General features: G+C 70.8%; 22 protein-coding genes. 19 read left to right on the forward strand and 3 right to left on the reverse strand.

Annotated features, from left to right (window positions below):
- The first annotated feature begins 10 nt into the window (after positions 1 to 10).
- Genes ACFOY6_RS05520 through ACFOY6_RS05535 form a run of 4 tightly spaced genes read left to right on the forward strand, consistent with a single transcriptional unit; the run spans position 11 to position 4,341 of the window.
- The gene (locus tag ACFOY6_RS05520; protein ID WP_379649410.1) at positions 11 to 691 is read left to right on the forward strand and encodes a hydrogenase-4 component E; all 681 of its coding nucleotides are present in this window, start codon (positions 11 to 13) and stop codon (positions 689 to 691) included.
- Positions 688 to 2,127, forward strand: coding sequence for a proton-conducting transporter transmembrane domain-containing protein (locus tag ACFOY6_RS05525; protein WP_379633065.1), 1,440 nt, complete (start codon positions 688 to 690; stop codon positions 2,125 to 2,127). Before ACFOY6_RS05520 ends, ACFOY6_RS05525 begins: the two co-directional genes overlap by 4 nt.
- Before the next feature lie 19 nt (positions 2,128 to 2,146).
- Entirely contained in the window at positions 2,147 to 3,652 is a 1,506-nt protein-coding gene (locus ACFOY6_RS05530; RefSeq protein WP_109516319.1) for a hydrogenase large subunit, read from the forward strand.
- Positions 3,653 to 3,678: 26 nt separating this feature from the next.
- Complete coding sequence (locus ACFOY6_RS05535) at positions 3,679 to 4,341, forward strand: NADH-quinone oxidoreductase subunit B family protein (RefSeq protein WP_379649412.1); 663 nt, start codon at positions 3,679 to 3,681, stop codon at positions 4,339 to 4,341.
- Between the two features lie 115 nt (positions 4,342 to 4,456).
- Here ACFOY6_RS05535 and ACFOY6_RS05540 read toward each other — a convergent pair whose 3' ends face one another.
- Positions 4,457 to 4,726 carry a hypothetical protein gene (locus ACFOY6_RS05540; protein WP_379649414.1) on the reverse strand — a complete coding sequence of 90 codons (270 nt, stop codon included), beginning with the start codon at positions 4,724 to 4,726 and terminating at the stop codon, positions 4,457 to 4,459.
- 113 nt (positions 4,727 to 4,839) lie between these two features.
- Positions 4,840 to 5,271: a DUF1489 family protein gene (locus tag ACFOY6_RS05545; protein ID WP_379649416.1), complete on the reverse strand. Its 432-nt coding sequence runs from the start codon at positions 5,269 to 5,271 to the stop codon at positions 4,840 to 4,842.
- 165 nt (positions 5,272 to 5,436) lie between these two features.
- Between ACFOY6_RS05545 and ACFOY6_RS05550 the strand changes: the two genes are divergently transcribed.
- From ACFOY6_RS05550 to ACFOY6_RS05585, 8 genes are all read left to right on the forward strand, one after another.
- A complete protein-coding gene (locus ACFOY6_RS05550; protein ID WP_379649418.1) occupies positions 5,437 to 6,432 on the forward strand; it encodes a TAXI family TRAP transporter solute-binding subunit in 996 nt (331 codons plus the stop codon).
- 117 nt (positions 6,433 to 6,549) lie between these two features.
- A complete protein-coding gene (locus ACFOY6_RS05555) occupies positions 6,550 to 8,859 on the forward strand; it encodes a methyl-accepting chemotaxis protein (protein WP_379649420.1) in 2,310 nt (769 codons plus the stop codon).
- 127 nt (positions 8,860 to 8,986) lie between these two features.
- The gene (locus ACFOY6_RS05560) at positions 8,987 to 10,018 is read left to right on the forward strand and encodes an aspartate-semialdehyde dehydrogenase (RefSeq protein WP_109516417.1); all 1,032 of its coding nucleotides are present in this window, start codon (positions 8,987 to 8,989) and stop codon (positions 10,016 to 10,018) included.
- A 128-nt stretch (positions 10,019 to 10,146) separates the two neighbouring features.
- On the forward strand, positions 10,147 to 10,425 hold the full coding sequence (locus tag ACFOY6_RS05565) for a hypothetical protein (protein ID WP_379633083.1): 279 nt from the start codon (positions 10,147 to 10,149) through the stop codon (positions 10,423 to 10,425).
- A 314-nt stretch (positions 10,426 to 10,739) separates the two neighbouring features.
- Positions 10,740 to 11,186 (forward strand): succinate dehydrogenase, cytochrome b556 subunit, encoded by a 447-nt coding sequence (gene sdhC, locus ACFOY6_RS05570; RefSeq protein ID WP_379633085.1) that lies wholly within the window; start codon positions 10,740 to 10,742, stop codon positions 11,184 to 11,186.
- Positions 11,187 to 11,196: 10 nt separating this feature from the next.
- A complete protein-coding gene (sdhD, locus tag ACFOY6_RS05575) occupies positions 11,197 to 11,592 on the forward strand; it encodes a succinate dehydrogenase, hydrophobic membrane anchor protein (protein ID WP_379633087.1) in 396 nt (131 codons plus the stop codon).
- Positions 11,593 to 11,705: 113 nt separating this feature from the next.
- Positions 11,706 to 13,514 (forward strand): succinate dehydrogenase flavoprotein subunit, encoded by a 1,809-nt coding sequence (gene sdhA / locus ACFOY6_RS05580; protein ID WP_109516310.1) that lies wholly within the window; start codon positions 11,706 to 11,708, stop codon positions 13,512 to 13,514.
- A 17-nt stretch (positions 13,515 to 13,531) separates the two neighbouring features.
- Positions 13,532 to 14,314, forward strand: coding sequence for a succinate dehydrogenase iron-sulfur subunit (locus tag ACFOY6_RS05585; protein ID WP_109516309.1), 783 nt, complete (start codon positions 13,532 to 13,534; stop codon positions 14,312 to 14,314).
- Between the two features lie 80 nt (positions 14,315 to 14,394).
- Here the strand turns inward: ACFOY6_RS05585 and ACFOY6_RS05590 are convergent, their stop codons facing one another.
- The gene (locus tag ACFOY6_RS05590; RefSeq protein WP_379633089.1) at positions 14,395 to 14,664 is read right to left on the reverse strand and encodes a DUF2171 domain-containing protein; all 270 of its coding nucleotides are present in this window, start codon (positions 14,662 to 14,664) and stop codon (positions 14,395 to 14,397) included.
- A 190-nt stretch (positions 14,665 to 14,854) separates the two neighbouring features.
- Here ACFOY6_RS05590 and zapE point away from each other — a divergent pair, with 190 nt between their 5' ends.
- The 7 genes from zapE to odhB all read left to right on the forward strand — a co-directional run bounded on the left by zapE (position 14,855) and on the right by odhB (position 24,133).
- Positions 14,855 to 16,042: a cell division protein ZapE gene (gene zapE, locus ACFOY6_RS05595; RefSeq protein ID WP_109516307.1), complete on the forward strand. Its 1,188-nt coding sequence runs from the start codon at positions 14,855 to 14,857 to the stop codon at positions 16,040 to 16,042.
- Between the two features lie 31 nt (positions 16,043 to 16,073).
- Positions 16,074 to 16,484, forward strand: coding sequence for a hypothetical protein (locus ACFOY6_RS05600; protein ID WP_379649423.1), 411 nt, complete (start codon positions 16,074 to 16,076; stop codon positions 16,482 to 16,484).
- Positions 16,485 to 16,628: 144 nt separating this feature from the next.
- Complete coding sequence (gene mdh, locus ACFOY6_RS05605; protein WP_109516305.1) at positions 16,629 to 17,582, forward strand: malate dehydrogenase; 954 nt, start codon at positions 16,629 to 16,631, stop codon at positions 17,580 to 17,582.
- An 82-nt stretch (positions 17,583 to 17,664) separates the two neighbouring features.
- Entirely contained in the window at positions 17,665 to 18,861 is a 1,197-nt protein-coding gene (gene sucC / locus ACFOY6_RS05610; protein ID WP_109516304.1) for an ADP-forming succinate--CoA ligase subunit beta, read from the forward strand.
- 1 nt (position 18,862) lies between these two features.
- Positions 18,863 to 19,753, forward strand: coding sequence for a succinate--CoA ligase subunit alpha (gene sucD / locus ACFOY6_RS05615; protein ID WP_379633093.1), 891 nt, complete (start codon positions 18,863 to 18,865; stop codon positions 19,751 to 19,753).
- Positions 19,754 to 19,955: 202 nt separating this feature from the next.
- Positions 19,956 to 22,841, forward strand: a complete 2,886-nt coding sequence (locus tag ACFOY6_RS05620; RefSeq protein ID WP_379649426.1) for a 2-oxoglutarate dehydrogenase E1 component — start codon at positions 19,956 to 19,958, stop codon at positions 22,839 to 22,841.
- A 41-nt stretch (positions 22,842 to 22,882) separates the two neighbouring features.
- Positions 22,883 to 24,133, forward strand: a complete 1,251-nt coding sequence (odhB, locus tag ACFOY6_RS05625; protein WP_109516302.1) for a 2-oxoglutarate dehydrogenase complex dihydrolipoyllysine-residue succinyltransferase — start codon at positions 22,883 to 22,885, stop codon at positions 24,131 to 24,133.
- Positions 24,134 to 24,160 lie beyond the last annotated feature (27 nt).

Consider the following 24,160-nt stretch of genomic DNA (forward strand, 5'->3'; position numbering starts at 1 on the left):
GGCGCGCGGCATGGGCTTCGGCCAGCTTCCCTACGACATGGCGCACCTGCTGGGCGGCGGCGTGCTGCTGTTCTCCTTCGTGCTGCTCTACCAGCGGCGCCTTTCCGGCGTCATCGCCGCCTTCGCCGCGCAGGGGGCGCTGCTGGCGCTGGCCGTGGCGTGGCAGGGCTGGGCGCAGGGGGCGCCGGGCCTCTACCTCACCGCGCTGCTGGCGGCGGTGGCGCAGGCGGTGCTGCTGCCGCTGGCGCTGCGCCGCCTTGTCCGCCATCTCGCGGTGCAGCGCGCGGTGGAGCCGGCGCTCGGCATCGGCGCCAGCATGGTGGCGGGCGTCGCGCTGGTGGCGCTGGCGCTGATGGTGGTGCTGCCGGCCACCGCCGGCGCCGGCCTCCAGGCGCGGGAGGATCTGGCGCTGGCCCTTTCCGTGGTGCTGCTCGGCATGCTGATGATGATCACGCGGCACAACGCCATCAGCCAGCTGGTGGGGCTGCTCAGCCTGGAGAACGGGCTGGTGCTGGCCGCCTCCGGCGTGCGGGGCATGCCGCTGGTGCTGGAGCTGTCCACCGCCGCGCTGGTGCTGATGCTGGCGGCCGTGGCCGGCTTCTTCGTCTTCCGCCTGCGCGAGAGCCTCTCCAGCCTCGACGTCTCCGCCCTGCACGCGCATCGCGGCGAGCGGGAGGGGGAGGGCGCATGATGCACCCCGCCTTCCTGGTGCTGCTGCCCTTCCTGGGCGCGGTGGTGCTGGCCGCGATCCCCCGCCAGCCGGTGGCGGCGCTGGCCAATATCGGCTTCTCGGCCGGCGGCTTCCTGCTGGCGCTGGCGCTGCTCGCCCTGCCGCGCGAGGTCGAGGGGCTGCTGCATCTCGACGCGCTGAACCTGCCGCTGCTGCTGCTCTCGGGGCTGGTCGGCCTCACCACGGCGGTGTTCTCGGCCGCCACCCTGCCGGCGGAGGGCTTCGGCCCGCGCGCCGGGCGGGCCTACCACGCCGCCTTCCAGCTTTTCCTCGGCGCCAACCACCTGGCGCTGCTCTCCGACAATCTCGGCCTGATGTGGGTGGCGATCGAGCTGGCCACGCTGGCCAGCGTGCTGATGGTGGCGCTGCACCGCACCCCCGCCGCCATCGAGGCGGCCTGGAAGTTCCTGATGCTGTGCGGCGTCGGCATCGGGCTGGCGCTGTTCGGCACCATCGTGCTGGCGCTGGCGGCGCAGCCGCTCACCGGGGGTGGTGCCGCCTCCCTCTCCATCGCCGCCCTCGGCCGCGTGGCGCGGGAGGCCGATCCGGCGCTGATGACGCTCGCCTTCGTCTTCCTGCTGGTGGGCTACGGCACCAAGGCGGGGCTGGTGCCGCTGCATTCCTGGCTGCCCGATGCCCATGCCGAGGGGCCGATGGCCATCTCGGCGGTGCTCTCCGGCCTGCTGCTGAACGCGGCGCTGCACGCCATCCTGCGCGCCAAGGCCATCGTGGCGCTGAACCCCGGGCCGCTGCCGCCCGGCGCGCTGATGGTGGCGATGGGCCTCGCCTCGCTGCTGCTGGCCGCCTTCGCGCTGTGGCGGCGGCGGGATGCGCGGCGCCTCTTCGCCTGGAGCAGCATCGAGCACATGGGCCTCGCCGCCTTCGCCTTCGGCCTGGGCGGGCCGGCGGCGATGGCGGGGCTGCTGCACATGCTCGGCCATTCGCTGGTCAAGAGCGCTCTGTTCTTCGCCCTTGGCCGCGCCATCGTGCTGAAGGGCGGGCAGCGCCTCGCCGCCATCGGTGGGCTGAACCTCTCCCATCCGGTGCTGGGCTGGACGCTGGCGCTCGCCATCCTCGCCACCGCCGGGCTGCCGCCCTTCTCCCTCTTCGCCAGCGAGTTCCTGATGGCGCAGCAGAGCGCGGCGCGGCTGCCCTGGCTGGCCCTGCCGCTCGGCCTCGGCCTGCTGGTGGCGGCGCTGGCGCTGCTGCGCACCCTGCAGGATCTCTGCTTCGGCCCGGCCACGGCCGACGCGCCCGGCGCCCCGCCGCCCGCGCTCGGCGAATGGGCGGTGCTGGCCCCGGCGCAGCTCCACCTGCTGCTGGCGCTGGCGCTGGGGATGGCGCTGCCCGCGCCGCTCGCCGCCCTGCTGGCCGAGGCCGCGAGGATCGCCGGATGACCCCCGCGAGGTTCGCGCCATGAATGGCCCCGCCACCCGCCTGATCCAGTCCGGCACCCGCCGTTCGCCCTTGCGCTGGCGGCTGGACGAGGGCGGCTGGGCGGCGCTGCCCGCCGCGCTGCGGCAGGAGCCGGAGTTGGAGTTCCTGGGCCTGTGGGGCGAGGCCGAGCGGGTGCACGCCGCCTTCCGCCATGCCGGGGGCGGCCCGCCGCTGCTGGCCACGGCCGATGCCACGGGCGGCCGCTACGCCGCCCTCTCCCCCGCCCGCCCCGCCGCCAGCCGCTTCGAGCGCATGGTGGCCGATCTCTGGGGGCTGCGCGCCGAGGGGGCGGTGGATTCCCGCCCCTGGCTGGACCACGGCGTGTGGCCGCTCCACGCCCCGCTCGGCAAGTCGCCCAGCCCGCCGGTGGGCGAGCTGCCGCAGCCCGCCTTCCTGCCCGCCGAGGGGGAGGGGGTGCACCAGATCCCGGTCGGGCCCGTGCATGCGGGCGTGATCGAGCCGGGGCATTTCCGCTTCCATGTGCAGGGCGAGACCATCGTCCGGCTGGAGACGCGGCTGGGCTACGCGCACAAGGGCGTGCTGGGGCTGATGCGGGGCAAGTCGCCCCGGCTGGCGGCGCGGCTGGCGGCGCGGCTCTCGGGCGATTCCACCGTGGCGCATGCCTGGGCCTTCGCCGCCGCCGCCGAGGCCGCCACCGGCGTCACGCCGCCGCCGCGTGCCACCCTGCTGCGCGGCGTGATGGCGGAGCTGGAGCGCATCGCCAACCACCTCAACGATATCGGCTTCCTCTGCAACGACGCCGCCTTCGCCTGGCCGCATGCCCGCTGCGGCCTGCTGCGCGAGCGTGTGCTGCGCGCGGCGGACGCCGCCTTCGGCCACCGGCTGATGATGGACCGCGTGGTGCCGGGCGGCGTCTCCATCGACATCGCGCCGAGCGGGCCGGAGGCGATCCTGGCCGCGCTGGCGGCGGTGGTGGCCGGGCTGCCGGCGCTGCGCCGCGCGATCGAAGGCCATGCCAGCCTGCAGGACCGGCTGGCCGGCACCGGCACGCTGCGCCCTGGCCTGGCGGCGGGCTTCGCCGCCGGCGGCTATGTCGGCCGCGCCTCGGGGCGGGATTTCGACGCGCGGCGGGACATGCCCTACGCGCCCTATGACCGCCTCGGCTTCACCGTGCCGCTGCGCCAGGCGGGCGATGTGGAGGCGCGGCTGCAGATCCGCCTCGACGAGCTGGCCGAGAGCCTGGCCATGGTGGCCGCCCTGCTGGCGCGGCTGGAGGCGGGCGAGACGCTGCTGCCCATTCCCGCCCGGGCGGGGGAGGGGGTCGGCGTGGTGGAGGGCTTCCGCGGCGAGGTGCTGTGCTGGATGGCGCTGGACGAGGCGGGGCTGATCCGCGCCATCTTCCCGCGCGATCCCTCCTGGCTGCACTGGCCGCTGCTGGAGGCGGCGGTGGAGGGCGACATCGTGGCCGACTTCCCGCTCTGCAACAAATCCTTCAACGCCTCCTACAGCGGGGTGGACCTGTGACCCCGCCCCGGCAGGGAGACTGACCGATGCCCTGGCCAATGCCCTGGCCCCGCCCGCTGCTCGCCGATCTGGCGCGCACCGTGTTCCGCCGCCCGCTGACCGACCCGCCGCCGGAGAGCACGCCCGAGATCGTCGCCGCCCTGGTGGAGCGGCTGGACGCCATGGCCCGCGGCCGCCTCGGCCGCAGCCTGGCGATCCGCCATGTCGATGCCGGCTCCTGCAATGGCTGCGAGCTGGAGGTGAACGCCCTCTCCGGCGTGGCCTACGACCTGGAGCGGTTCGGGCTGCGCTTCGTCGCCTCGCCGCGCCACGCCGATGTGCTGCTCGTCACCGGGCCGGCCGCGCGCAACATGAACGAGGCCCTGCTGCGCACCCATGCCGCCATGCCTGACCCGAAATGGGTGGTGGCGGTGGGCGACTGCGCGGTGGATGGCGGCGTGTTCCAGGGCAGCCCGGCGGTGGAGGAGGGCGGCGTCGGCCAGGTCGTGCCGGTGGACCTGCTGATCCCCGGCTGCCCGCCCAGCCCGACCCTGCTGCTGGAGGGGCTGCTGGCGCTGCTGGAGGCGGAGGTCTCGGCGCCGCCGCCGGTGCTGCCGCCGCGGCCCGTGGAGCCGTCCCTGGAGGACTGGGCGCAGCCGCAGCCCAGGGACCCGGCGCAGGACCTTGCCTGGAAGCAGGACCCCACCTGAAAAAATGGGCCGGCCGGACGAGCCGGCCGGCCCAACAGCCGGCCCCCGGAAGGGCTGGCTGATCGGACGGCGGCCTGCCGGGAAATAAGGCCGCCGCCGAATCCGGGCGCCCTGCTCAGCCGGCCGTGCGGGCGGCGCGGCGGGCGCGGGTGGCGTGCTGGCGCTGGCTGCGCTTGGCGGCGCTGGCGTGCTGGCGCTGGCGGGTGGTGCTCCGCGCGCTGTGGCGGCGGGTGTGCTGGCGCGCCGCCGCCGGCTGCGCCTGGGTGCCTGCCGTGACGGCCTGGCCACGCGGGGCGCGGGCCTCGGCGGTGTTGGAAAGGGCAGTCAGGGCCAGCGGTGCGGCCAGGGCGAAGGCCGCGAGCAGGAGGCGGAACGAGCGGAGCATTGCGGTGGATTCCTGATGGCGAGGGAAGCACGCCCCTCAGCCAACAGGCTGCGCAAGCTGGCCTCTCGCCAGGATGGGCCGGCGCTGAATTCACCGTAATGAAGTGTTTGCCTTCAGAGCAGGCAGAGCAGCTGCAACTCGCGCCGCAGCGCCTCGGGCAGGGCGGCGATGCCGTCATCCGCCGCGCCGTCGGGGCGGGCGGCGATGTCGGGCGGCGCGGCCTCGGGCGCCAGGTAGCGCCAGCCCTGGAAGGCCTTCACCGGCCGTGCCGCCACCGCCACCAGCGCCGGGTCCAGCACCAGGGCGGCGTACGCCGTGCCGTCCTCCGCCGCCTCGGTGCGGATGTCGAGGATACGCTGGCGGACGCAGGCGAAGCCGGCCACCACCCAGTAGAGCGAGCCGCCCGCCAGCACCTCCTCCGCCCGCTTGGGCTGCATGCGGGTGAGGTGGCGGAGCGGCGGGTCGAGGACGGCGCGCCGCTCCTGCGCGGCGCGGAGGGAGGCCACGTCGCGCGGGCCGACGCAGAGCTTGATGATGTGCAGCACGCCGCCTGATCTACGCCCCCCGCGCCGCGCCGCAAGGGGGGTCGATCGTGGTGCTTCCTTTGTGTGGCGCGCTGCGGCACGCTGCTCCCCGGCCACACCCGGCGGCATGATCGGGGCCGGGCCAGGACGGCGGCCGCGGCCGCCGCGGACAGGGAAGGAAGACCGATGCAACGACGCGAGATGCTCTTCGCCGGCGCGCTGGCGGCCACGCTGCCGGTGCTGGCGCCACGCCTGGCGGCGGCGCAGCCCAAGCAGGCCGGCTGGCCGCGCGCGCTCACTATGGGCACGGCGGCGCCGGGCGGCACCTACGCGCTCTACGGCCCGGCCTGGGGGCAGATGGCGCAGGCGGCGACGGGGGTCGCCATCTCCTACCGGACCACCCAGGGACCGAACCAGAACATCCTGCTGGTGGAGCGCAAGGAGGTGGAGATCGCCATGACCACCATGGGCGTGGCGCTGCAGGCCTGGGAGGGCAAGGGCGATTGGACCCAGGGCAAGCAGTTCCGCGAGATCCGCGCGCTGTTCCCGATGTATGACACGCCCTTCCACGGCATCGCGCTGAAGCGCAGCGGCATCACCCGCTTCGCGCAGCTGGAGGGCAAGAACATCGGCGTCGGCCCGCGCGGGGGCACGCCCGGCACCTACTTCCCCATCATCATGAACACGCTGGGCTACAAGCCGGGGGCGGTGCGCTACGGCTCCGGCTCCGACATGGCGGGGCAGCTGCAGGACGGGCTGCTGGATGCCTACCTCTTCGCCTCCGGCATCCCCGTGCCCTCCTTCAGCGAGGCCGAGACCCAGGGCGATGTGGTGTTCCTCGACTTCACCGAGGCGGAGGTGGCGAAGCTGACGGCGGCGCTGCCCGAGCTCTCCCCCGGCACCATCCCGGCCAGCACCTACCGCACCGCCGGGCGCGATCTGCGGGTGGTCGGCATGTTCAACTTCGCCATCGCGCATCGCAGCCTGGACGAGGGCCTGGTCTATGCCATCGTCAAGGCGGTGATGGACGGCAACGCGCAGCTGGTGCAGGCGATCGCGGCGGCGCGCGAGACGGTGCCGGCCAATGCCGCCAAGAACGGCTTCCTGCCCTTCCATCCCGGCGCGGCGCGCTACTTCCGCGAGAAGGGCATCAACCTGCCGGACAAGCTCGTGGCAGCCTGAGGGCGGCGGCACGGCGCGGCGGGGGAGGGCGGGCGGCGGGCTGAAACAGTGGCGTTTCACAAGGCCTTAAGCCTGGCGGGGCATTCTGCGGCCGAACCAGACGCTGGAGGGCCGCCAATGCGCATACTGCTGAACCTGCCCGTCGCACAGAAGCTGCTCCTTTCGGCTCTGTTGGCGATTGGCCTGCTGGGGCTGCTGGTGGCCCGCAGTGATGCGGGGCTGTCCGCCGTGGCGCAGGAAAGCCAGACGCTCAAAGTCGCCGCCGAGGCCGATGCCGCGTTGCGGGAGGTGCGTTTCGCGCTGGCGCGTGCGGGAATCGCCACCCGCAGCGCCATCGCCGCGCAGTCGCCCGCAGCCGTGGAGGGGGCCACGCGGGAGCTGGAGCAGTGGCTCGCCGAGGCGCGCCGCCTGCTGAGCCAGGGCGGCCAGGGCGACCCGAAGAGGGCCGAGGCGCAGATGCTGCTGGAGCGCTACCAGACCCTGGCCATGGAGCTGGCGCGGCTGCGCCGGGATTTGCTGGAGGCGCGCGACCAGCAGCTTTTCCCCGCCTTCCGCGCCTATGGCAGGCAGTTGGAGCCCGCCCTCGGCATGGTCGAGTACGCGGCCCTGCCGGGGGAGGAGCGCGGCGCGCTGCGCGACCGCCTGCAGTCTCTCCACATGGCGGCCGGCGAACTGCGCAACGCCGTGCAGCACCACCTGATCACCGACGAGGACGCGCCGCTGCAGCGGATGCGGCAGGCCGTGGCGCAGATCGAGGCGCACCGGCAAGGGCTTGAGCGTAGCCTGCCCGGCCTGCGCGATGCGGGGCTGGCGGCGGATCTGCGGCAGCTTTCCGGCCTGACGGAGCGCATGGGAACCCTGGCCGCGGATGTGGCGGCGCTGAATCTGCGCCGGCAGGCCATGGTGCAGGAGGCGGTGGCGGTGCGCGTCTCGATCGACCGCCAGATGGACGGGCTGAGCGAGGCACTGGCCGCCACGGCGCGGCGCACCGAGGTGGCGCTGCAGGAGGATCTCCTGTCGCTGCGGCAGGGCGGGCAGTGGACCGGCGGCGCCGTGGTGCTGGTGCTTCTGCTCTCGGCCTGGGGGATGGGCCGGCTGGTGGGGGCGCCGATGCGGCGGCTGGCGGCGGCGCTGGGGCGGATCACCGCCGGGGAGGCGGCGCAGCCCGTGCCGGAGCAGCACCGGCGGGACGAGATCGGCGCCATCGCCTCGGCGGCCGAGGCGCTGCGCGTCCACATGCGGCAATCCTACCTCCAGAAGCAGATGATGGAGCAGCTGCCGATCGCCATCGTCACCGCCGATCCGCGCGACGATTTCCGCATCAACTACATGAACGCGGCGATGCGCGGGGTGCTCAAGGACCGCATCGCCCACCTCCTGCCCTGCCGGCCGGAGGAGGTGCTGGGCAAGAGCTTCGACATCTTCCACCGCGACCCGGCCCGCCAGCGCGCCCTGATGGCCGATGGCTCGCGCCTGCCCTACCGCGCCCGCATCACCGCGGGCGGCGAGACGATGGAGCTCAATGTCAGCGCCATCCGCGACCCTTCCGGCGCCTATGTCGGGCCGATGCTGGTCTGGACCATGGTGACCGAGCAGGCCCGGCTGGCCGACACCTTCGAGGCCGACGTCAAATCGGTGGTGGAGACCTTCGTCACCCGGGCCGGGGAGATGCAGGAGGCGGCCGGCCGGCTCACCGCCACCGCCCGCCAGTCGCAGGAGGAGGCCAGCACCGTGGCCGACGCGGCCAGCCGCGCCAACTCGGACGTTCAGGCGGTGGCGGCGGCGGCGGAGGAGATGGCGGCCTCGATCGTCGAGATCACCCGGCGGGTTTCCGAGGCGGCGGGGGTGACGCAGCAGGCGGTGGCCGAGGCGCAGGCCACCGACGCCACCATGCGCAGCCTGACCGAGGCGGCGGCGCGCATCGGCGACGTGGTGAAGCTGATCGGCGACATCGCCGGGCAGACCAACCTGCTGGCGCTGAATGCCACGATCGAGGCGGCGCGGGCGGGGGAGGCGGGCAAGGGCTTCGCCGTGGTGGCGTCCGAGGTGAAGAACCTAGCCGGGCAGACCGCCCGCGCCACCGAGGAGATCAGCAGCCAGATCGCCGAGATGCAGGCCGCCACCAGCCGCGCGGTGGAGGCGATCCGCGGCATCGGCAGCACGGTGGAACGGACCAACGGCATCGCCACCGCCATTGCCGCCGCGGTGGAGGAGCAGGGGGCGGCGACGCAGGAGATCGCGCGTGCCGCCGCGCAGGTGGCGGAGGCCACCGGCACCGTCAGCTCCCGCATCGGGAGCGTGCGGATGGCGGCGGCGGAGACCGGCGGCTCGGCCGGGCATGTGCTGGAGGCGGCGCGCGAGCTGTCCGGCCAGGCCAGCGCCCTGCGCAGCCGCTCCGACAGCTTCCTGCAGGCGGTGCGGGCCTGAGCGGGGCAGGGCGCGCGCGGGAAGGCGGGTGCAAAACAGTTGCGCCGCCCCGCGCGCCGGCGCTAAGCCAGCCCGCTTTTTCGCCCGCGAACGATTGCAGGGCACCGATTTCAGGGGGATGGACACCATGGGCTACCGGGTCGCGGTCGTCGGCGCCACCGGCAATGTGGGGCGCGAGATCCTCAAGACCCTCGCGGAGCGGGACTTTCCCGTCAGCGAGGTCATCGCCCTCGCCTCGGGCCGCTCGGCGGGCCAGGAGGTGTCCTTCGGCGAGAAGGGCGTGCTGAAGGTGCAGAACCTGGAGAAGTTCGACTTCGCCGGCACCGATATCGCCCTGTTCTCGCCCGGCGCCTCGGTCTCCGCCATCCATGCGCCGCGCGCGGCGGCGGCGGGCTGCGTGGTGATCGACAACACCAGCCAGTTCCGCATGGACCACGACGTGCCGCTGGTGGTGCCGGAGGTGAACCCGCAGGCGCTGAAGGGCTTCCGCCGGCGCAACATCATCGCCAATCCCAACTGCTCCACCATCCAGATGGTGGTGGCGCTGAAGCCGCTGCACGAGATCGCCACGGTGCGGCGCGTGGTCGTCGCCACCTACCAGTCGGTCTCCGGCGCGGGGAAGGAGGCGATGGACGAGCTGTTCACCCAGACCCGCGGCGTCTTCGTCAACGACGCGGCCACGCCCGAGGTGTTCACCAAGCCCATCGCCTTCAACTGCATCCCGCACATCGACAAGTTCATGGATGACGGGGCCACCAAGGAGGAGTGGAAGATGGCGGTCGAGACCCGCAAGATCCTCGACCCCGACATCCAGGTGGTGGCCACCTGCGTCCGCGTGCCGGCCTTCATCGGCCATGGCGAGGCGGTGCATGTGGAGTTCGAGCGGCCGATCACGGTGAACCAGGCCTGGGCGGCGCTGCGCGAGGCGCCGGGCATCACCGTGCTCGACCACCGCGAGGATGGCGGCTACGCCACCCAGGTGGAGATCGCGGGCGAGGACCCGGTCTTCGTCTCCCGCCTGCGCGCCGATCCCACCGTGCCGAACGGCCTGGCCTTCTGGTGCGTGGCCGACAATCTGCGCAAGGGCGCGGCGCTGAACGCCGTGCAGATCGCCGAGGAGCTGGTGCGCCAGGGCCTGCTGGAGAAGCAGGCGGCCTGAGGCGCCGCCCCCGCCGGGCGCATCACGCGAAAGTATGGGATTGCGGCGGCACGGCCACGTTGCCGCCGCATCTTTGTCCGGCATCCGGGCGGAACCTCCGGGTGTTGTTCAAGCCAGGAGGATTCATCATGCGGAAGACCCTGATGCGCGTCGGGCTGGCGGCCGGGCTGGTGCTTGGTCTGGCGGCCTGCACCGACCCCTACAGCCCGGGCCAGCGCGCCCTGGGCGCTGGCGCGCTGGGCGCCGGCGCCGGCGCGGGCATCGGCTCGCTGAGCGGCAATGCCGGCACCGGCGCGCTGATCGGTGGTGCTCTGGGCGCCGTGGGCGGCGCCGTGACCACGCCGGAGCGGCCGGTGGACCCCTATTATGACCGCCGCCCGCCCCGTGGCGGCTATTACGGCTACTGAGCCGGTGCCGGCGGCCCCTGCGGGGCGCCGCCGGGCTTCGCTCCCTTCCGCCGCGCGGCCATGGCGGCGAGTCGGAAGGAAAGCGCCTATCCGCCCGGCAGGAGGGGCGGGAGCCTGCCCACCCTCGGGACGGTCGCCTGGACGGCTGAAAAGGCGAAAACGTTAACCCGCAATTTTACCGCACCGTGGCATGGGCGGGGTGGGCGCGTTGACGCTGCATGGCGGCGCACCATAAAAGGTTCCACCGCTTCCCCCCGGCCGCTTGCCCAGGCCGGGCCGGGAGCGTTTCAGAATAGGCGGAGCGGGATCGGTCCATGGCCAGTACGAAAGACGCGCGCGAGGCGACCATGGTGGGGCGCCGCACGGACGGGACGCCGGTGAGGCGCCCCCTGTCCCCGCACCTGCAGGTCTATGACATGATGCAGATCACCAGCGGCCTGTCGATCGCGAACCGCGCGACCGGCATCGCCTGGACGGTCGGCCTGCTCTTCCTGGTGTGGTGGCTGGTGGCGGCTGCGGCTGGCCCGCGGGCCTTCGCCGCGGCGCAGTGGTTCTTCTCCTCCTTCCTCGGCATCCTCATCCTGTTCGGCATGACGGCCGTGGCGTGGTTCCACACCCTGGGCGGCGTGCGCCACCTGATGTGGGACGCCGGCTATGGCTACGACCTGCCGACCACCTACCGCACCGGCCGGGCCGTGCTGATCGGCACCGCGGTGCTGACGGTGCTGACCTGGTTCATCGTCATCATCGCCTGGGGCTGAGGAGCGGCACATGAGCGACACCCCGACCCGCGTTCCCCTGCAGTCGCCGCTCGGCCGCGTCCGTGGCCTCGGCTCCGCCAAGCAGGGCTCGCACCACTGGTGGATCCAGCGCGTCAGCTCGATGGCGCTGCTGCCGCTGATGCTGTGGTTCATCCTCTCGGTCGCCACCATGGGCGGCAAGGAATACGCCGAGGTTGTGGCGTGGATCGCCCACCCGCTGAACGCCACGCTGCTGCTGCTGTCCATCGGCCTCGCCTTCCAGCACGCCGCCTCGGGCATGCAGGTGGTGATCGAGGACTACACGCGCAGCGAGATGGTGCGCATGGCGGTGATCCTGGCGGTGAAGGCCGCCTGCGCGCTGTTCGGCGTGCTGGCCGCCGTGGCCGTGCTGAAGATCGCGATCTGAGCCAGCGGTGGGGGGTGGCAAGGCGCCACTCCCGCCCATCTTCACGCTGAGTGCTTTCTGGAAAGGCGGCGGCTCCCTGTGCCCGCTGCGCAAGTGACGGACGGATCGGGACGATGAACGCGATCACCATGCCCTCCTCGGGCGCCTACCGCGTGGTGGACCACACCTACGACGTCGTCGTCGTGGGCGCCGGTGGTGCCGGGCTGCGCGCCACCTTCGGGATGGGTGCGGCGGGGCTGAAAACCGCCTGCATCACCAAGGTCTTCCCGACCCGCAGCCACACCGTGGCAGCGCAGGGCGGAGTCGGCGCGGCCCTCGGCAACATGGGCGAGGATGACTGGCGCTGGCACATGTACGACACCGTCAAGGGGTCGGACTGGCTGGGCGACCAGGACGCCATCGAGTACATGTGCCGCGAGGCGGTGCCGGCCATCATCGAGCTGGAGCACTTCGGCGTGCCCTTCAGCCGCACCGAGGATGGCCGCATCTACCAGCGCCCCTTCGGCGGGCACATGCAGAACTACGGCAAGACCCCGGCCATGCGCGCCTGCGCTGCGGCCGACCGCACGGGCCATGCCATCCTGCACACGCTCTACCAGCAGTCGCTGAAGCACCAGTGCGAGTTCTTCATCGAGTATTTCGCGCTCGACCTGATCATGGAGGACGGCGCCTGCCGCGGCGTTATGGCCTGGAACCTGGAGGATGGCAGCCTCCACCGCTTCCGTGCCCAGACCGTGGTGCTGGCCACCGGCGGCTATGGCCGCGCCTACTTCTCCTGCACCTCCGCCCACACCTGCACGGGCGATGGCGGCGGCATGGTGCTGCGCGCCGGCCTGCCGCTGCAGGACAATGAGTTCGTCCAGTTCCACCCCACCGGCATCTACGGCTCGGGCTGCCTCGTCACCGAGGGCGCCCGCGGCGAGGGCGGCTACCTGACCAACTCCGAGGGCGAGCGCTTCATGGAGCGCTACGCGCCGACGGCGAAGGACCTCGCCTCGCGCGACGTCGTCAGCCGCGCCATGTCGATGGAGATCCGCGAGGGGCGGGGCGTCGGCCCGCACAAGGACCACATCCACCTGCACCTCGAGCATCTCGGCGCCGACCTGCTGCATGAGCGGCTGCCCGGCATCTCCGAGACGGCGAAGATCTTCGCCGGCGTGGACGTGACGAAGGAGCCGATCCCGATGCTCCCGACCGTCCACTACAACATGGGCGGCATCCCGACGAACATCCACTGCGAGGTGCTGGCGGCGACCGGCACCGACCAGGACCGGGTGGTGCCCGGCCTGATGGCGGTGGGCGAGGCGGCCTCCGTCTCGGTGCATGGCGCCAACCGCCTCGGCACCAACTCGCTGCTCGACCTGGTGGTGTTCGGCCGCGCCGCCGCGCTGCGCGCCGCCGAGACGATCAAGCCCGGCGCCACCCAGGCGCCGCTGCCGCCCAAGGCCGGCGAGGCCGCGCTGGACCGGCTGGACCGCGTCCGCCACGCCAAGGGCGGCACCTCGGTGGCCGATCTGCGCCTGCAGATGCAGCGCACCATGCAGACCCATGCCGCCGTCTTCCGCACCTCCGACCTGCTGAAGGAAGGCGTGGAGAAGATGGAGAAGGTGGCCGCCGGCTATTCGGACATCCGCATCGCCGACCGCAGCCTGATCTGGAACAGCGACCTGGTCGAGGCGCTGGAGCTGGACAACCTGATCGGCAACGCGCTGACCACCGTGGTCGGCGCCGAGGCGCGGCACGAGAGCCGCGGTGCCCATGCGCATGAGGATTATCCGGAGCGCGACGACGCGAACTGGATGAAGCACACCCTTGCCCGCATGGACGACAAGTACAAGATCAGCCTCGACTACCGTGACGTGAAGATGCGGACCCTCACCAACGAGGTTCAGGTCTTCCCGCCCAAGCCGCGCGTTTACTGAGGGAAGGAGCGGGACTCATGGCCACCTTCACGCTGCCCAAGAATTCCACCATCGGCACCGGCAAGACCTACAAGGCCGAGGCCGGCGCCAAGAACGTCAAGGCGTTCAAGATCTACCGGTTCGACCCCGACACGGGGGAGAACCCGCGCTACGACACCTACGAGATCGATCTCGACAAGTGCGGCCCCATGGTCCTGGACGCGCTGATCAAGATCAAGAACGAGGTGGACACCACGCTGACCTTCCGGCGTTCCTGCCGCGAGGGCATCTGCGGCTCCTGCTCGATGAACATCGACGGGATGAACACGCTGGCCTGCCTGAAGCCGATCGAGGATGTGAAGAAGGACGTGCGCATCACGCCGCTTCCGCACATGCCGGTGGTGAAGGACCTGGTGCCGGACCTGACGCATATCTACGCGCAGCTGCGCTCCATCGAGCCCTGGCTGAAGTCCGACACGCCGCCGCCGCCGGATGAGGAGCGCCGCCAGTCGAAGGACGAGCGCGCCAAGCTCGACGGGCTGTGGGAGTGCATCCTGTGCTTCTGCTGCTCCACGGCCTGCCCCTCCTACTGGTGGAATGGCGACCGCTATCTCGGCCCGGCCGTGCTGCTGCAGGCCTATCGCTGGATCGCGGATTCGCGCGACGACCACACGGGCGAGCGCCTCGACGACCTCGAGGATCCGTTCCGCCTGTATCGCTGCCACACCATCATGAACTGCGCCGCGACCTGCCCGAAGGGGCTGAACCCGGCCCAGGCCATCGGCAAGATCAAGCAGATGATGGTCGAGCGCCAGGGCTGACGCCCTTCACCGGAACGGTCCGGAACAAGAAAGGCCCGGGGGAAGGAATTCCCCCGGGCCTTTTCAATTCCGATTCGCCCTCAGGACTGGGCCTGGAAATTCGGCCCGATCCCGGGCTCCGGCGCGTCCTGCAGGAGGGACTGCGCGGCTTTGTGATTGACCACCGTGGTCACCCGTCCCGGCTCGGTCGAGGCCACCGCCGAGATCGGCAGGTATTTGTGCTGACCATCTGTGGAATCGTTGCGCGTCAGCTTGATGAAGTCGCCCTCCAGATGGTCGACGGTGCCGAGATGGTTGCCACAGGAGCCGACGATTTCAGCCCGTTCCGTGATCGTGGACTTGTCGATCATTGGGCGTCGCTCCGTTCTGTTGTTTCGCCTGATTTGTAAACGCAGCCATGCAGGCAGGGGATGCGCCGCCGGAACATGACGCTGCTTTCATCACTTCACGAAATCTAAAAAACCCACCCTTTCCGTAGGTTGTGGAACGTTGTGAAAGTGCGGTTGCCGGTTTCGGCCACCCAGGCTATGCCGCATTGCGATGGATGGCCCCTTAAAGCCGGGCGGTGCCGCAAGCCCCCCGTCCCCCGCTGAAGGTCCTCTGCCGGCCTACCGTGCGAAGGTGGCGGCGGGGGAACTCCGCGCCGACCCCGCCCAGGCGCTCGCCGCCGAGACGTTGCAGGATCTGTGGCGCCGCACCCGCGGCTACGAGCCGCGGCAGGAGCAGCCCACGGCCGAGGGTGGCGGCTTCATGAGCCGCTTCTTCCGCCGCAAGCCGGTGGAGGAGGCGCCGGGCAACGCGCCGCAGGGCCTCTACCTCGTGGGCGAGGTGGGGCGCGGCAAGTCCATGCTGATGGACCTGTTCTTCCTCTGCGCCGACGTGCCGCGGAAGAAGCGCATCCACTTCCACCAGTTCATGCAGCAGTCGCACCAGCGCATCCATGCCTGGAAGAAGCAGCATGGCGACGCGGCGGACCCGATCCCGCCGCTGGCCGACCAGATCCTCGCCGAGGCCTCGCTGCTCTGCTTCGACGAGTTCCAGGTGCACGACATCGCCGACGCGATGATCCTGGGGCGGCTGTTCGAGGCGCTGTTCGCGCGCGGCACCGTCATCGTCGCCACCAGCAACACGGCGCCGGACGATCTGTTCAAGGGCCGACCCGGGCGGGACGCCTTCCTTCCCTTCATCGCGCTGATCAACAGGAACGTGGCGGTGCTGCACCTGCAATCGGCGCAGGATTACCGGCGTGACCGCATCCAGGGCCTGCCGACCTGGCACGCGCCGGCCGATGGCCGGGCGGAGCGGGCGCTGGATGCCGCCTTCCGGGAGCTGACCGGCAAGCCGCATGGCGCCCCGGAGGTGATCTCGGTGCTCGGCCGGCGGGTCGAGATCCCGCAGGCGGCGGGCGGCGTGGCGCGGGCGGATTTCGACGCGCTCTGCGGCAAGCCGCTGGGGCCGGCCGACTACCTGGCTATCTCCACCCACTACCACACGCTGGTGCTGGACGGCGTGCCGCGGCTGGGGCCGGACAATTTCGACAAGGCCCGCCGCTTCATCACCCTGATCGACACGCTCTACGAGCACCGCTGCAAGCTGGTGGCCTCGGCCGCCGCCCTGCCGGACCAGCTCTACGAGCAGGGCGAGAACGCGGCGATGTTCCAGCGCACCGCGTCGCGCCTGATGGAAATGCAAAGCCACGACTATCTGGGCCTGCCGCACCTCACCTGAGGAGCGGGGCCGCCACCGGAAAGGAGTTGCCATGCGACTGATCCCGCTCTGCCTGCTCGGCCTCCTGGCCGCCTCCACCGCCCCAGGCATGATCTCTGGCGCGGAAGCCGCGCCGAATCGCGGCGAGGGGCGCACCGTCTCCGCCAAATCCGCCAAGGCGGGCAGCGTCCTCCGCACGGCAGCCCGGCCGGCCGCGCAGCCGCAGCGCAGCGCGGTCCGCCCGGCTGCCGCCAAGGGCAACCAGCTGCTGCGCCGCCCCGCCATGCAGCCGCAGCGCACCGCCGTGCGGCCAGCCGCCCGCCCGCCGGCCGGCGGCGCGCGCCTCACCTCCTGGCAGGCCGGCCTGCCGCTGGCCTCCGGCACGCAGCGTGAGTGCCCGGTGGGCACCCTGGCCACCCTGGCCCGCGGCCATGATGACGTGATCCGCTGCATGCCGCTTTGAGCGGCAATCCTCCGGCCCCTGGCGTTCCGATTGTCCTGAAACGGCACCAGCCCGCCTTGCCCATGCGGGTGGGGCGGAGTAGGTAGCCGCTGCAAGATTTCCCTGATCTCGCCCATCGACGAACGCCTCGGGAAGGAGCCTCCTATGGCCCGTAAGAAGATTGCGCTGGTCGGCGCCGGCAATATTGGCGGCACGCTCGCTCACCTGATCGGCCTCAAGGAACTGGGCGATGTCGTCCTGTTCGACGTGTTCGCCGGCGTGGCCGCCGGCAAGGCGCTGGACATCATGCAGTCCGGCCCGGTCGACGGGTTCGACAGCAAGATGGTCGGCGCCGCCGACTACGCCGCCATCGAGGGCGCCGACGTGGTGATCGTCACCGCCGGCTTCCCCCGCCTGCCGGGCATGACGCGCGACGACCTGCTGACCAAGAACGCCGAGGTCATCACCAAGGTCGCCGAGGGCATCAAGACCTATGCCCCGAACGCCTTCGTCATCTGCATCACCAACCCGCTCGACGTGATGGTGTGGGTGCTGCAGCAGAAGTCCGGCCTGCCGCCGGAGAAGGTCGTCGGCATGGCCGGCGTGCTGGATTCCGCGCGCTTCCGCCTGTTCCTGGCCGAGGAGTTCGGCGTCTCGGTCGAGGACGTGACGGCCTTCGTGCTGGGCGGCCATGGCGACACCATGGTGCCGCTGACCCGCTACTCCACCGTCGCCGGCATCCCGGTGCCGGACCTGGTGAAGATGGGCTGGACCACCCAGGACAAGATCGACGCCATCGTGACCCGCACCGCCAATGGCGGCGGCGAGATCGTCAAGCTGCTGGAGAAGGGCTCGGCCTTCTATGCCCCGGCGGCCTCGGCCATCGCCATGGCGGAGAGCTACCTGAAGGACAAGAAGCGCGTCCTGCCCTGCGCCGTGCTGCTGAACGGCGAGTACGGCATGAACGACTTCTATGTCGGCGTGCCCGTCGTCATCGGCGACAAGGGCGTGGAGAAGATCGTCGAGGTCCAGTTCACCGACGCCGAGAAGGCCGCCTTCGACAAATCCTGCGACGCGGTGAAGAAGCTCATCGCGGACTTCAAGAAGCTCGGCGTCTGAGCCTCCCGCGGCCGGGGCGGTCGCCCCGGCCGCTCCCCATCCGGCCGCGCCCCGGCCGTCCAGCCCAGCAAAGGGTGAGCGGATGAATATTCACGAATATCAGGGCAAAGAGCTGCTGCGCCGCTACGGCGTCGCGGTGCTCGACGGCCATGTGGCCTGGACCGCCGAGGAGGCGGCCGAGGCAGCAAGCAAGCTGCCCGGCCCCGTCTATGTGGTGAAGAGCCAGATCCATGCCGGTGGGCGTGGCGCCGGCCGCTTCGCCGAGGACCCGAACGGCAAGGGCGGCGTCCGCGTCGTCAAGTCGGTCGAGGACGTCCGCGCGGCGGCCGAGGCGATGATCGGCAAGACCCTCGTCACCAAGCAGACCGGCCCGGCCGGCAAGCTGGTGAGCCGTGTCTATGTCGAGGATGGCTGCGACATCAAGCGCGAGCTGTACCTCTCGCTGCTGGTGGACCGTGACACCTCCCGCATCGTCATCATGGCGTCCACCGAGGGCGGCATGGAGATCGAGGAGGTGGCCGAGCACCACCCCGAGAAGATCCTGAAGGCGGTCATCGACCCGGCCTCGGGCGTCTCCGGCTTCCACTGCCGCAAGCTGGCCTTCGGGCTGGGCCTCGAGGGCAAGCAGGTCGCCTCCTTCACCAAGTTCGTCACGGCCATGTACCAAGCCTTCGTCGAGCTGGACTGCGCCATCGTCGAGATCAACCCGCTGGTCGTCACCGGCGCGGGCGAGATCGTGGCGCTGGATGCCAAGGTCTCCTTCGACGACAACGCGCTGTTCCGCCACAAGGACCTCGAGTCCCTGCGCGACGACAGCGAGATGGACCCGAAGGAGCTGGACGCGATCAAGAACGACCTGAACTATGTGGCGCTCGACGGCGAGATCGGCTGCATGGTGAACGGCGCGGGCCTGGCGATGTCTACCATGGACATCATCAAGCTCTACGGCTCCAGCCCGGCGAACTTCCTCGACGTCGGCGGCACGGCGACGGCCGAGCGCGTGACCGAGGCGTTCCGGATCATCACCTCCGACAGCAACGTCAAGGCGATCCTGGTCAACATCTTCGGCGGCATCGCCAAGTGCGACATGATCGCGACCGGCGTGGTGCAGGCGGCCAAGAACCTGACCCTTTCGGTGCCGCTGGTGGTGCGCCTGGAAGGCACCAATGTGGAGCTCGGCAAGAAGATCCTGGCCGAGAGCGGCCTGAAGATCATCCCGGCCGACAACCTGGCCGACGCCGCCGAGAAGGTGGTCGCCGCCGTGAAGGGAGCCAAGTAAGATGGCCATCCTCGTCGACGCGAACACCAAGGTGATGACCCAGGGCTTCACCGGGAGCCAGGGCACCTTCCACGCCGAGCAGGGCATCGCCTACGGCTCGACCTATGTGGGCGGCGTGACCCCGGGCAAGGGCGGCCAGACGCATCTCGGCCTGCCGGTGTTCAACACCGTGGCGGAATGCGTGGAGGCCACCGGCGCCAACGCCTCCGTCATCTATGTGCCGCCGCCGTTTGCCGCCGACTCCATCCTGGAGGCGATCGACGCCGAGGTGCCGCTCATCATCTGCATCACCGAGGGCATCCCGGTGCTGGACATGGTGAAGGTGAAGCGCGCCCTCTCCGGCTCCAGGTCCCGCCTGATCGGGCCGAACTGCCCGGGCGTGATCACGCCGGACGCCTGCAAGATCGGCATCATGCCGGGCCACATCCACAAGCGCGGCTCTGTCGGCATCGTGTCCCGCTCGGGCACGCTGACCTATGAGGCGGTGGCGCAGACCACGGCGGCCGGCCTCGGCCAGTCCACCTGCGTCGGCATCGGCGGCGACCCGGTGAAGGGCACCGACTTCACCGAGGTGCTGGAGATGTTCCTGGCCGACCCCGAGACCCAGTCGATCATCATGATCGGCGAGATCGGCGGCCAGTCGGAGATCCAGGCGGCCGAGTTCCTGGGGCGCGAGAACAAGCCGGGCTCCAAGAACTACAAGCCCGTGGTCGGCTTCATCGCCGGTGCGACCGCCCCTCCGGGCCGCCGCATGGGCCATGCCGGCGCCGTCATCTCCGGCGGCAAGGACACGGCCGAGGCCAAGATGAACGCCATGCGCGAGGCCGGCATCCATGTCGCCGAGAGCCCGGCGGCGCTGGGCTCGACCATGGTGAAGGCGCTGCGCGGCTGATGCCCGACCCGTCGTGGCAAGGCGAGCAAGGCCAACCGGGCGGGTCTGTCATGCAGGCCCGTCAGTGCTGGCTGCCATGCCGCGACTTTAACCTCTATGTTAATCAGCGCCGTCCCTATATCGGGGACGGCGCTGCGTTTTGTGACGCCCGGTAGTGAACGGATGCCGCCGCGCCCGACGAGGTGCGGGCGAGGAGGAGATGATGGCCGGTATCGATATCCTGGCAAGCGCGATGACGGGGGCGAACGCCACCTTCCTCGCCGACCTGTATGCGCGCTGGGTGGAGAATCCGGACAGCGTGGACGCCTCGTTCCAGGAGCTGTTCGCGGCGCTGAACGACGATGCGCGCGCCGTTCTGCACGACGCCACCGGCGCTTCCTGGTCGCCCCGCCCGCGCGGCGGCTTCGCGCCCGAGCCCGAGGCCCCGAAGGCCGACCCGAAGAAGGGCGCCAAGCCGGCCCCCGCCGTGGCGGCCGACCCCGCCGCCTCGCGCCAGCAGGTGCTGGATTCGATCCGCGTCCTGATGCTGATCCGCGCCTACCGCGTGCGCGGCCATCTGGAGGCGCAGCTCGACCCGCTCGGCCTGCAGCAGGCCAAGCCGCACCCGGAGCTGGACCCCAAGACCTACGGCTTCACCGACGCCGACATGGACCGGCCGATCTTCATCGACCGCGTGCTCGGCAAGGAGACGGCCTCGCTGCGCGAGATCGTGCAGATCCTGCGCGCGACCTATTGCGGGCCGATCGGCGTCGAGTTCATGCACATCCAGGACCCGGAGCAGAAATCCTGGATCCAGCAGCGCATCGAGGGCGCGCCCTGGACGCGCGCCTTCGACAATGACGGCCGCCGCGCCATCCTGCAGCAGCTGACCGAGGCCGAGGGCTTCGAGGCCTTCTGTGCCCGCAAGTATGTCGGCACCAAGCGCTTCGGGCTGGAGGGCGGCGAGGTCACCATCCCGGCGCTGCAGGCCATCATCGAGACCGCGGCGGGGCAGGGCGTCAACGAGATCGCCATCGGCATGCCGCATCGCGGCCGGCTGAACACGCTGGTCAATGTGGTGAAGAAGCCCTTCACCCAGGTCTTCTCCGAGTTCAAGGGCACGCCGGCGCACCCCGACGACGTGCAGGGCTCGGGCGACGTGAAGTACCACCTCGGCACCTCGACCGATGTCGAGATCAACGGCCGCCAGGTGCACCTCTCGCTGCAGCCCAACCCCTCGCATCTCGAGGCGGTGGACCCGGTGGTGGTGGGCAAGGTGCGCGCGCGCCAGGACATGGCGGGCGACACCCGCACCCGCCGCTCCGTCATGGGCATCCTGCTGCATGGCGACGCCGCCTTCGCCGGCCAGGGCCTGGTCTATGAGACGCTGGCGATGAGCCAGCTCATCGGCTACCGCACCGGCGGCACCGTGCATGTGGTGGTGAACAACCAGATCGGCTTCACCACCGTGCCGCTGCACGCCTATTCGGGCCTGTATTGCACGGATGTCGCCAAGTCGATCCAGGCGCCGATCCTGCACGTCAATGGCGACCAGCCGGAGGCCGTGGTGTTCTGCGCTCGGCTCGCCGCCGAGTACCGCATGCAGTTCGGCGCGGACATCGTGCTGGACATCGTCTGCTACCGCCGCCACGGCCACAACGAGACGGACGAGCCCGCCTTCACCCAGCCGACCATGTATGGCCGGATCAAGGAGATGAAGACGACCCGCACGAAATACGCCGAGGCGCTCGCCGCCTCCGGCGCCGTGCCGGCCGAGGATGGCAAGGCGATGCTCGACGCCTTCTATGCCAAGCTCGAGGAGGCCTACCAGGCCGCCCAGACCTTCAAGCCGAACAAGGCGGACTGGCTGGAGGGCCACTGGGCCGGCCTCAAGGCCGCCGGCTCGGATGACGAGGAGAAGGAGGACGGCACCGCCGTCGACCTCGCCACGCTGCGCGAGGTGGGCGGCGCCCTCTCCCGCGTGCCGGAGGGCTTCAACGCCAACTCCAAGATCGTCCGCCAGCTCGAGGCCAAGAAGAACGCCATCGAGACGGGCGAGGGGATCGACTGGGCGACCGGCGAGGCGCTGGCCTTCGGCACCCTGCTGCTGGAGGGCCACCGTGTCCGCCTCTCGGGCGAGGACGTGCAGCGCGGCACCTTCTCCCACCGCCATTGCGTGCTGATCGACCAGCAGAGCCAGGCGGAGTACATGCCGCTGAACAACATCCGCGACGGACAGGCGCGGATGGAGGCCTTCAACTCGCTGCTCTCCGAGATGGGCGTGCTGGGCTTCGACTACGGCTACACCCTGGCGGACCCGCAGACCCTGGTGCTGTGGGAGGCGCAGTTCGGCGACTTCGCCAATGGCGCGCAGGTCATCATCGACCAGTTCATCGCCAGCGCCGAGACCAAGTGGCTGCGCATGTCCGGCCTCGTGATGCTGCTGCCGCACGGCTATGAGGGGCAGGGGCCGGAGCACTCCTCCGCCCGCCTCGAGCGCTACCTGCAGCTCTGCGCCGAGCGCAACATGGCGGTGTGCAACTTCACCACGCCGGCCAACTACTTCCACGCCCTGCGCCGGCAGCTGAAGCGCAACTACCGCAAGCCGCTGGTGGTGATGACGCCGAAGTCCCTGCTGCGCCACAAGCTGGCGATCAGCAGCCTCTCGGAGTTCGCGCCCGGCTCCACCTTCCGCACCGTGATCCCGGAGGTGGACGCCATCGCCCCCGCCGAGCAGGTGAAGCGCGTCGTGCTCTGCACCGGCAAGGTCTATTACGACCTGCTGCAGGAGCGCCGCGACAAGGGCGTGCAGGACGTGGCCATCGTGCGGGTGGAGCAGATCCATCCCTTCCCGCGCGTCAGCCTCGCCAAGGCGCTCGCCGAGTACAAGAATGCCGAGGTGGTCTGGTGCCAGGAGGAGCCCGAGAACATGGGCGCCTGGACCTTCGTCGACCGGCGCATCGAAAAGGTGCTGAAGGACCTCGATATCAAGGCCAAGCGGCCCGACTATGTGGGCCGCGCCGAGGCGGCGAGCCCGGCCACCGGCCTGGCCAAGGTCCATCAGCAACAGCAGGAGGCCCTGGTGCGCGAAGCGCTGGGCCTCGACTGACCCATTCCTGAGCATCGCACCGGCAAGAAGGCGACGGCAGAATGACCGAAATTGTGGTGCCCACACTGGGCGAGAGCGTGTCCACCGCGACGGTGGCCAAGTGGATGAAGAAGGCCGGTGACGCGGTTGCGGCCGACGAGCCGCTGGTGGAGCTGGAGACCGACAAGGTCACGGTGGAGGTCAACGCGCCCTCCGCCGGCGTGCTGGAGTCGATCACCGCCGATGAGGGCGCCGAGGTCGAGCCGGGCGCCGTGCTCGGCGTGATCGGCGCCGGCGACGGCAAGGCCGCCGCGCCGAAGCCCGCCGCCGACAAGGCCGCGAGCGCCCCCGCGGCGCCCGCCGCCGCCCCCGCCGGCCCGAAGGTGGAGGCGCCGCGCGCCGAGACCGGCCCGGTCGGCCGCCCCGGCGTCGGCCACGCGCCGCTGCCCGCCGCCGCCAAGATGATGGCCGAGAACAAGGTGTCGGCCGAGCAGGTCGGCACCGGCACGGCGAAGGACGGTCGCATCAGCAAGGGCGACGTGCAGGCTTTCCTGGCCCGCCCGGCGCCCGAGGCGGCGAAGCCCGCCGCGCCGAAGGCCCCGCGCGCCCTGGAGGGCGGCGAGGAGCGGGTGAAGATGACCCGCCTGCGCAAGACCATCGCCAACCGGCTGAAGGAGGCGCAGAACACCGCCGCCATGCTGACCACCTTCAACGAGGTGGACATGGGCGCGGTGATGGCGCTGCGGAACGAGTACAAGGACGTGTTCGAGAAGAAGCAGGGCACCAAGCTCGGCTTCATGTCCTTCTTCGTGAAGGCCTGCGTCTCGGCGCTGAAGGAGTTCCCGGCCGTCAACGCCGAGATCGACGGCGACGATCTGGTCTACAAGAACTTCGTGCACATGGGCATCGCGGTGGGCGGCCCGTCCGGCCTCGTCGTGCCGGTGCTGAAGCACGCCGACCAGATGTCCTTCGCCGAGATCGAGAAGAGCATCTCCGGCTTCGGCCGCAAGGCGCGTGATGGCCAGCTGAAGCTCGACGAGCTCTCGGGCGGCAGCTTCACCATCACCAATGGCGGCATCTACGGCTCGCTGATGTCGACGCCGATCCTGAATCCGCCGCAGTCCGGCATCCTGGGCATGCACAAGATCCAGGAGCGCCCGATGGTGGTGGGCGGCAAGATCGAGATCCGCCCGATGATGTACCTGGCGCTCTCCTACGACCACCGCATCGTCGACGGGAAGGAGGCGGTGTCCTTCCTGGTGCGCGTGAAGGAGAGCATCGAGGACCCGCGCCGGCTGATGCTGGACATCTGAGGCCCGGCCCTTCCGGGCCCGGGATGA

Origin of the sequence: Teichococcus aestuarii (genome assembly GCF_042651065.1) — a bacterium.
Lineage (GTDB): Bacteria > Pseudomonadota > Alphaproteobacteria > Acetobacterales > Acetobacteraceae > Pseudoroseomonas > Pseudoroseomonas aestuarii.

Excerpts from the sequence above, each read along its gene's own strand:
- ACFOY6_RS05525 (WP_379633065.1), top strand. The coding sequence starts at position 688 with ATGATGCACCCCGCCTTCCTGGTGCTGCTGCCCTTCCTGGGCGCGGTG.
- mdh (WP_109516305.1), top strand. The coding sequence starts at position 16,629 with ATGGCCCGTAAGAAGATTGCGCTGGTCGGCGCCGGCAATATTGGCGGC.
- ACFOY6_RS05535 (WP_379649412.1), top strand. The coding sequence starts at position 3,679 with ATGCCCTGGCCAATGCCCTGGCCCCGCCCGCTGCTCGCCGATCTGGCG.
- sdhA (WP_109516310.1), top strand. The coding sequence starts at position 11,706 with ATGAACGCGATCACCATGCCCTCCTCGGGCGCCTACCGCGTGGTGGAC.
- zapE (WP_109516307.1), top strand. The coding sequence starts at position 14,855 with ATGGATGGCCCCTTAAAGCCGGGCGGTGCCGCAAGCCCCCCGTCCCCC.
- ACFOY6_RS05620 (WP_379649426.1), top strand. The coding sequence starts at position 19,956 with ATGGCCGGTATCGATATCCTGGCAAGCGCGATGACGGGGGCGAACGCC.
- ACFOY6_RS05565 (WP_379633083.1), top strand. The coding sequence starts at position 10,147 with ATGCGGAAGACCCTGATGCGCGTCGGGCTGGCGGCCGGGCTGGTGCTT.
- sdhD (WP_379633087.1), top strand. The coding sequence starts at position 11,197 with ATGAGCGACACCCCGACCCGCGTTCCCCTGCAGTCGCCGCTCGGCCGC.
- ACFOY6_RS05555 (WP_379649420.1), top strand. The coding sequence starts at position 6,550 with ATGCGCATACTGCTGAACCTGCCCGTCGCACAGAAGCTGCTCCTTTCG.
- ACFOY6_RS05585 (WP_109516309.1), top strand. The coding sequence starts at position 13,532 with ATGGCCACCTTCACGCTGCCCAAGAATTCCACCATCGGCACCGGCAAG.
- ACFOY6_RS05540 (WP_379649414.1), bottom strand. The coding sequence starts at position 4,726 with ATGCTCCGCTCGTTCCGCCTCCTGCTCGCGGCCTTCGCCCTGGCCGCA.
- ACFOY6_RS05530 (WP_109516319.1), top strand. The coding sequence starts at position 2,147 with ATGAATGGCCCCGCCACCCGCCTGATCCAGTCCGGCACCCGCCGTTCG.
- ACFOY6_RS05600 (WP_379649423.1), top strand. The coding sequence starts at position 16,074 with ATGCGACTGATCCCGCTCTGCCTGCTCGGCCTCCTGGCCGCCTCCACC.
- sucC (WP_109516304.1), top strand. The coding sequence starts at position 17,665 with ATGAATATTCACGAATATCAGGGCAAAGAGCTGCTGCGCCGCTACGGC.
- ACFOY6_RS05520 (WP_379649410.1), top strand. The coding sequence starts at position 11 with ATGGGCTTCGGCCAGCTTCCCTACGACATGGCGCACCTGCTGGGCGGC.
- ACFOY6_RS05560 (WP_109516417.1), top strand. The coding sequence starts at position 8,987 with ATGGGCTACCGGGTCGCGGTCGTCGGCGCCACCGGCAATGTGGGGCGC.
- sdhC (WP_379633085.1), top strand. The coding sequence starts at position 10,740 with ATGGCCAGTACGAAAGACGCGCGCGAGGCGACCATGGTGGGGCGCCGC.
- ACFOY6_RS05590 (WP_379633089.1), bottom strand. The coding sequence starts at position 14,664 with ATGATCGACAAGTCCACGATCACGGAACGGGCTGAAATCGTCGGCTCC.
- odhB (WP_109516302.1), top strand. The coding sequence starts at position 22,883 with ATGACCGAAATTGTGGTGCCCACACTGGGCGAGAGCGTGTCCACCGCG.
- ACFOY6_RS05550 (WP_379649418.1), top strand. The coding sequence starts at position 5,437 with ATGCAACGACGCGAGATGCTCTTCGCCGGCGCGCTGGCGGCCACGCTG.
- sucD (WP_379633093.1), top strand. The coding sequence starts at position 18,863 with ATGGCCATCCTCGTCGACGCGAACACCAAGGTGATGACCCAGGGCTTC.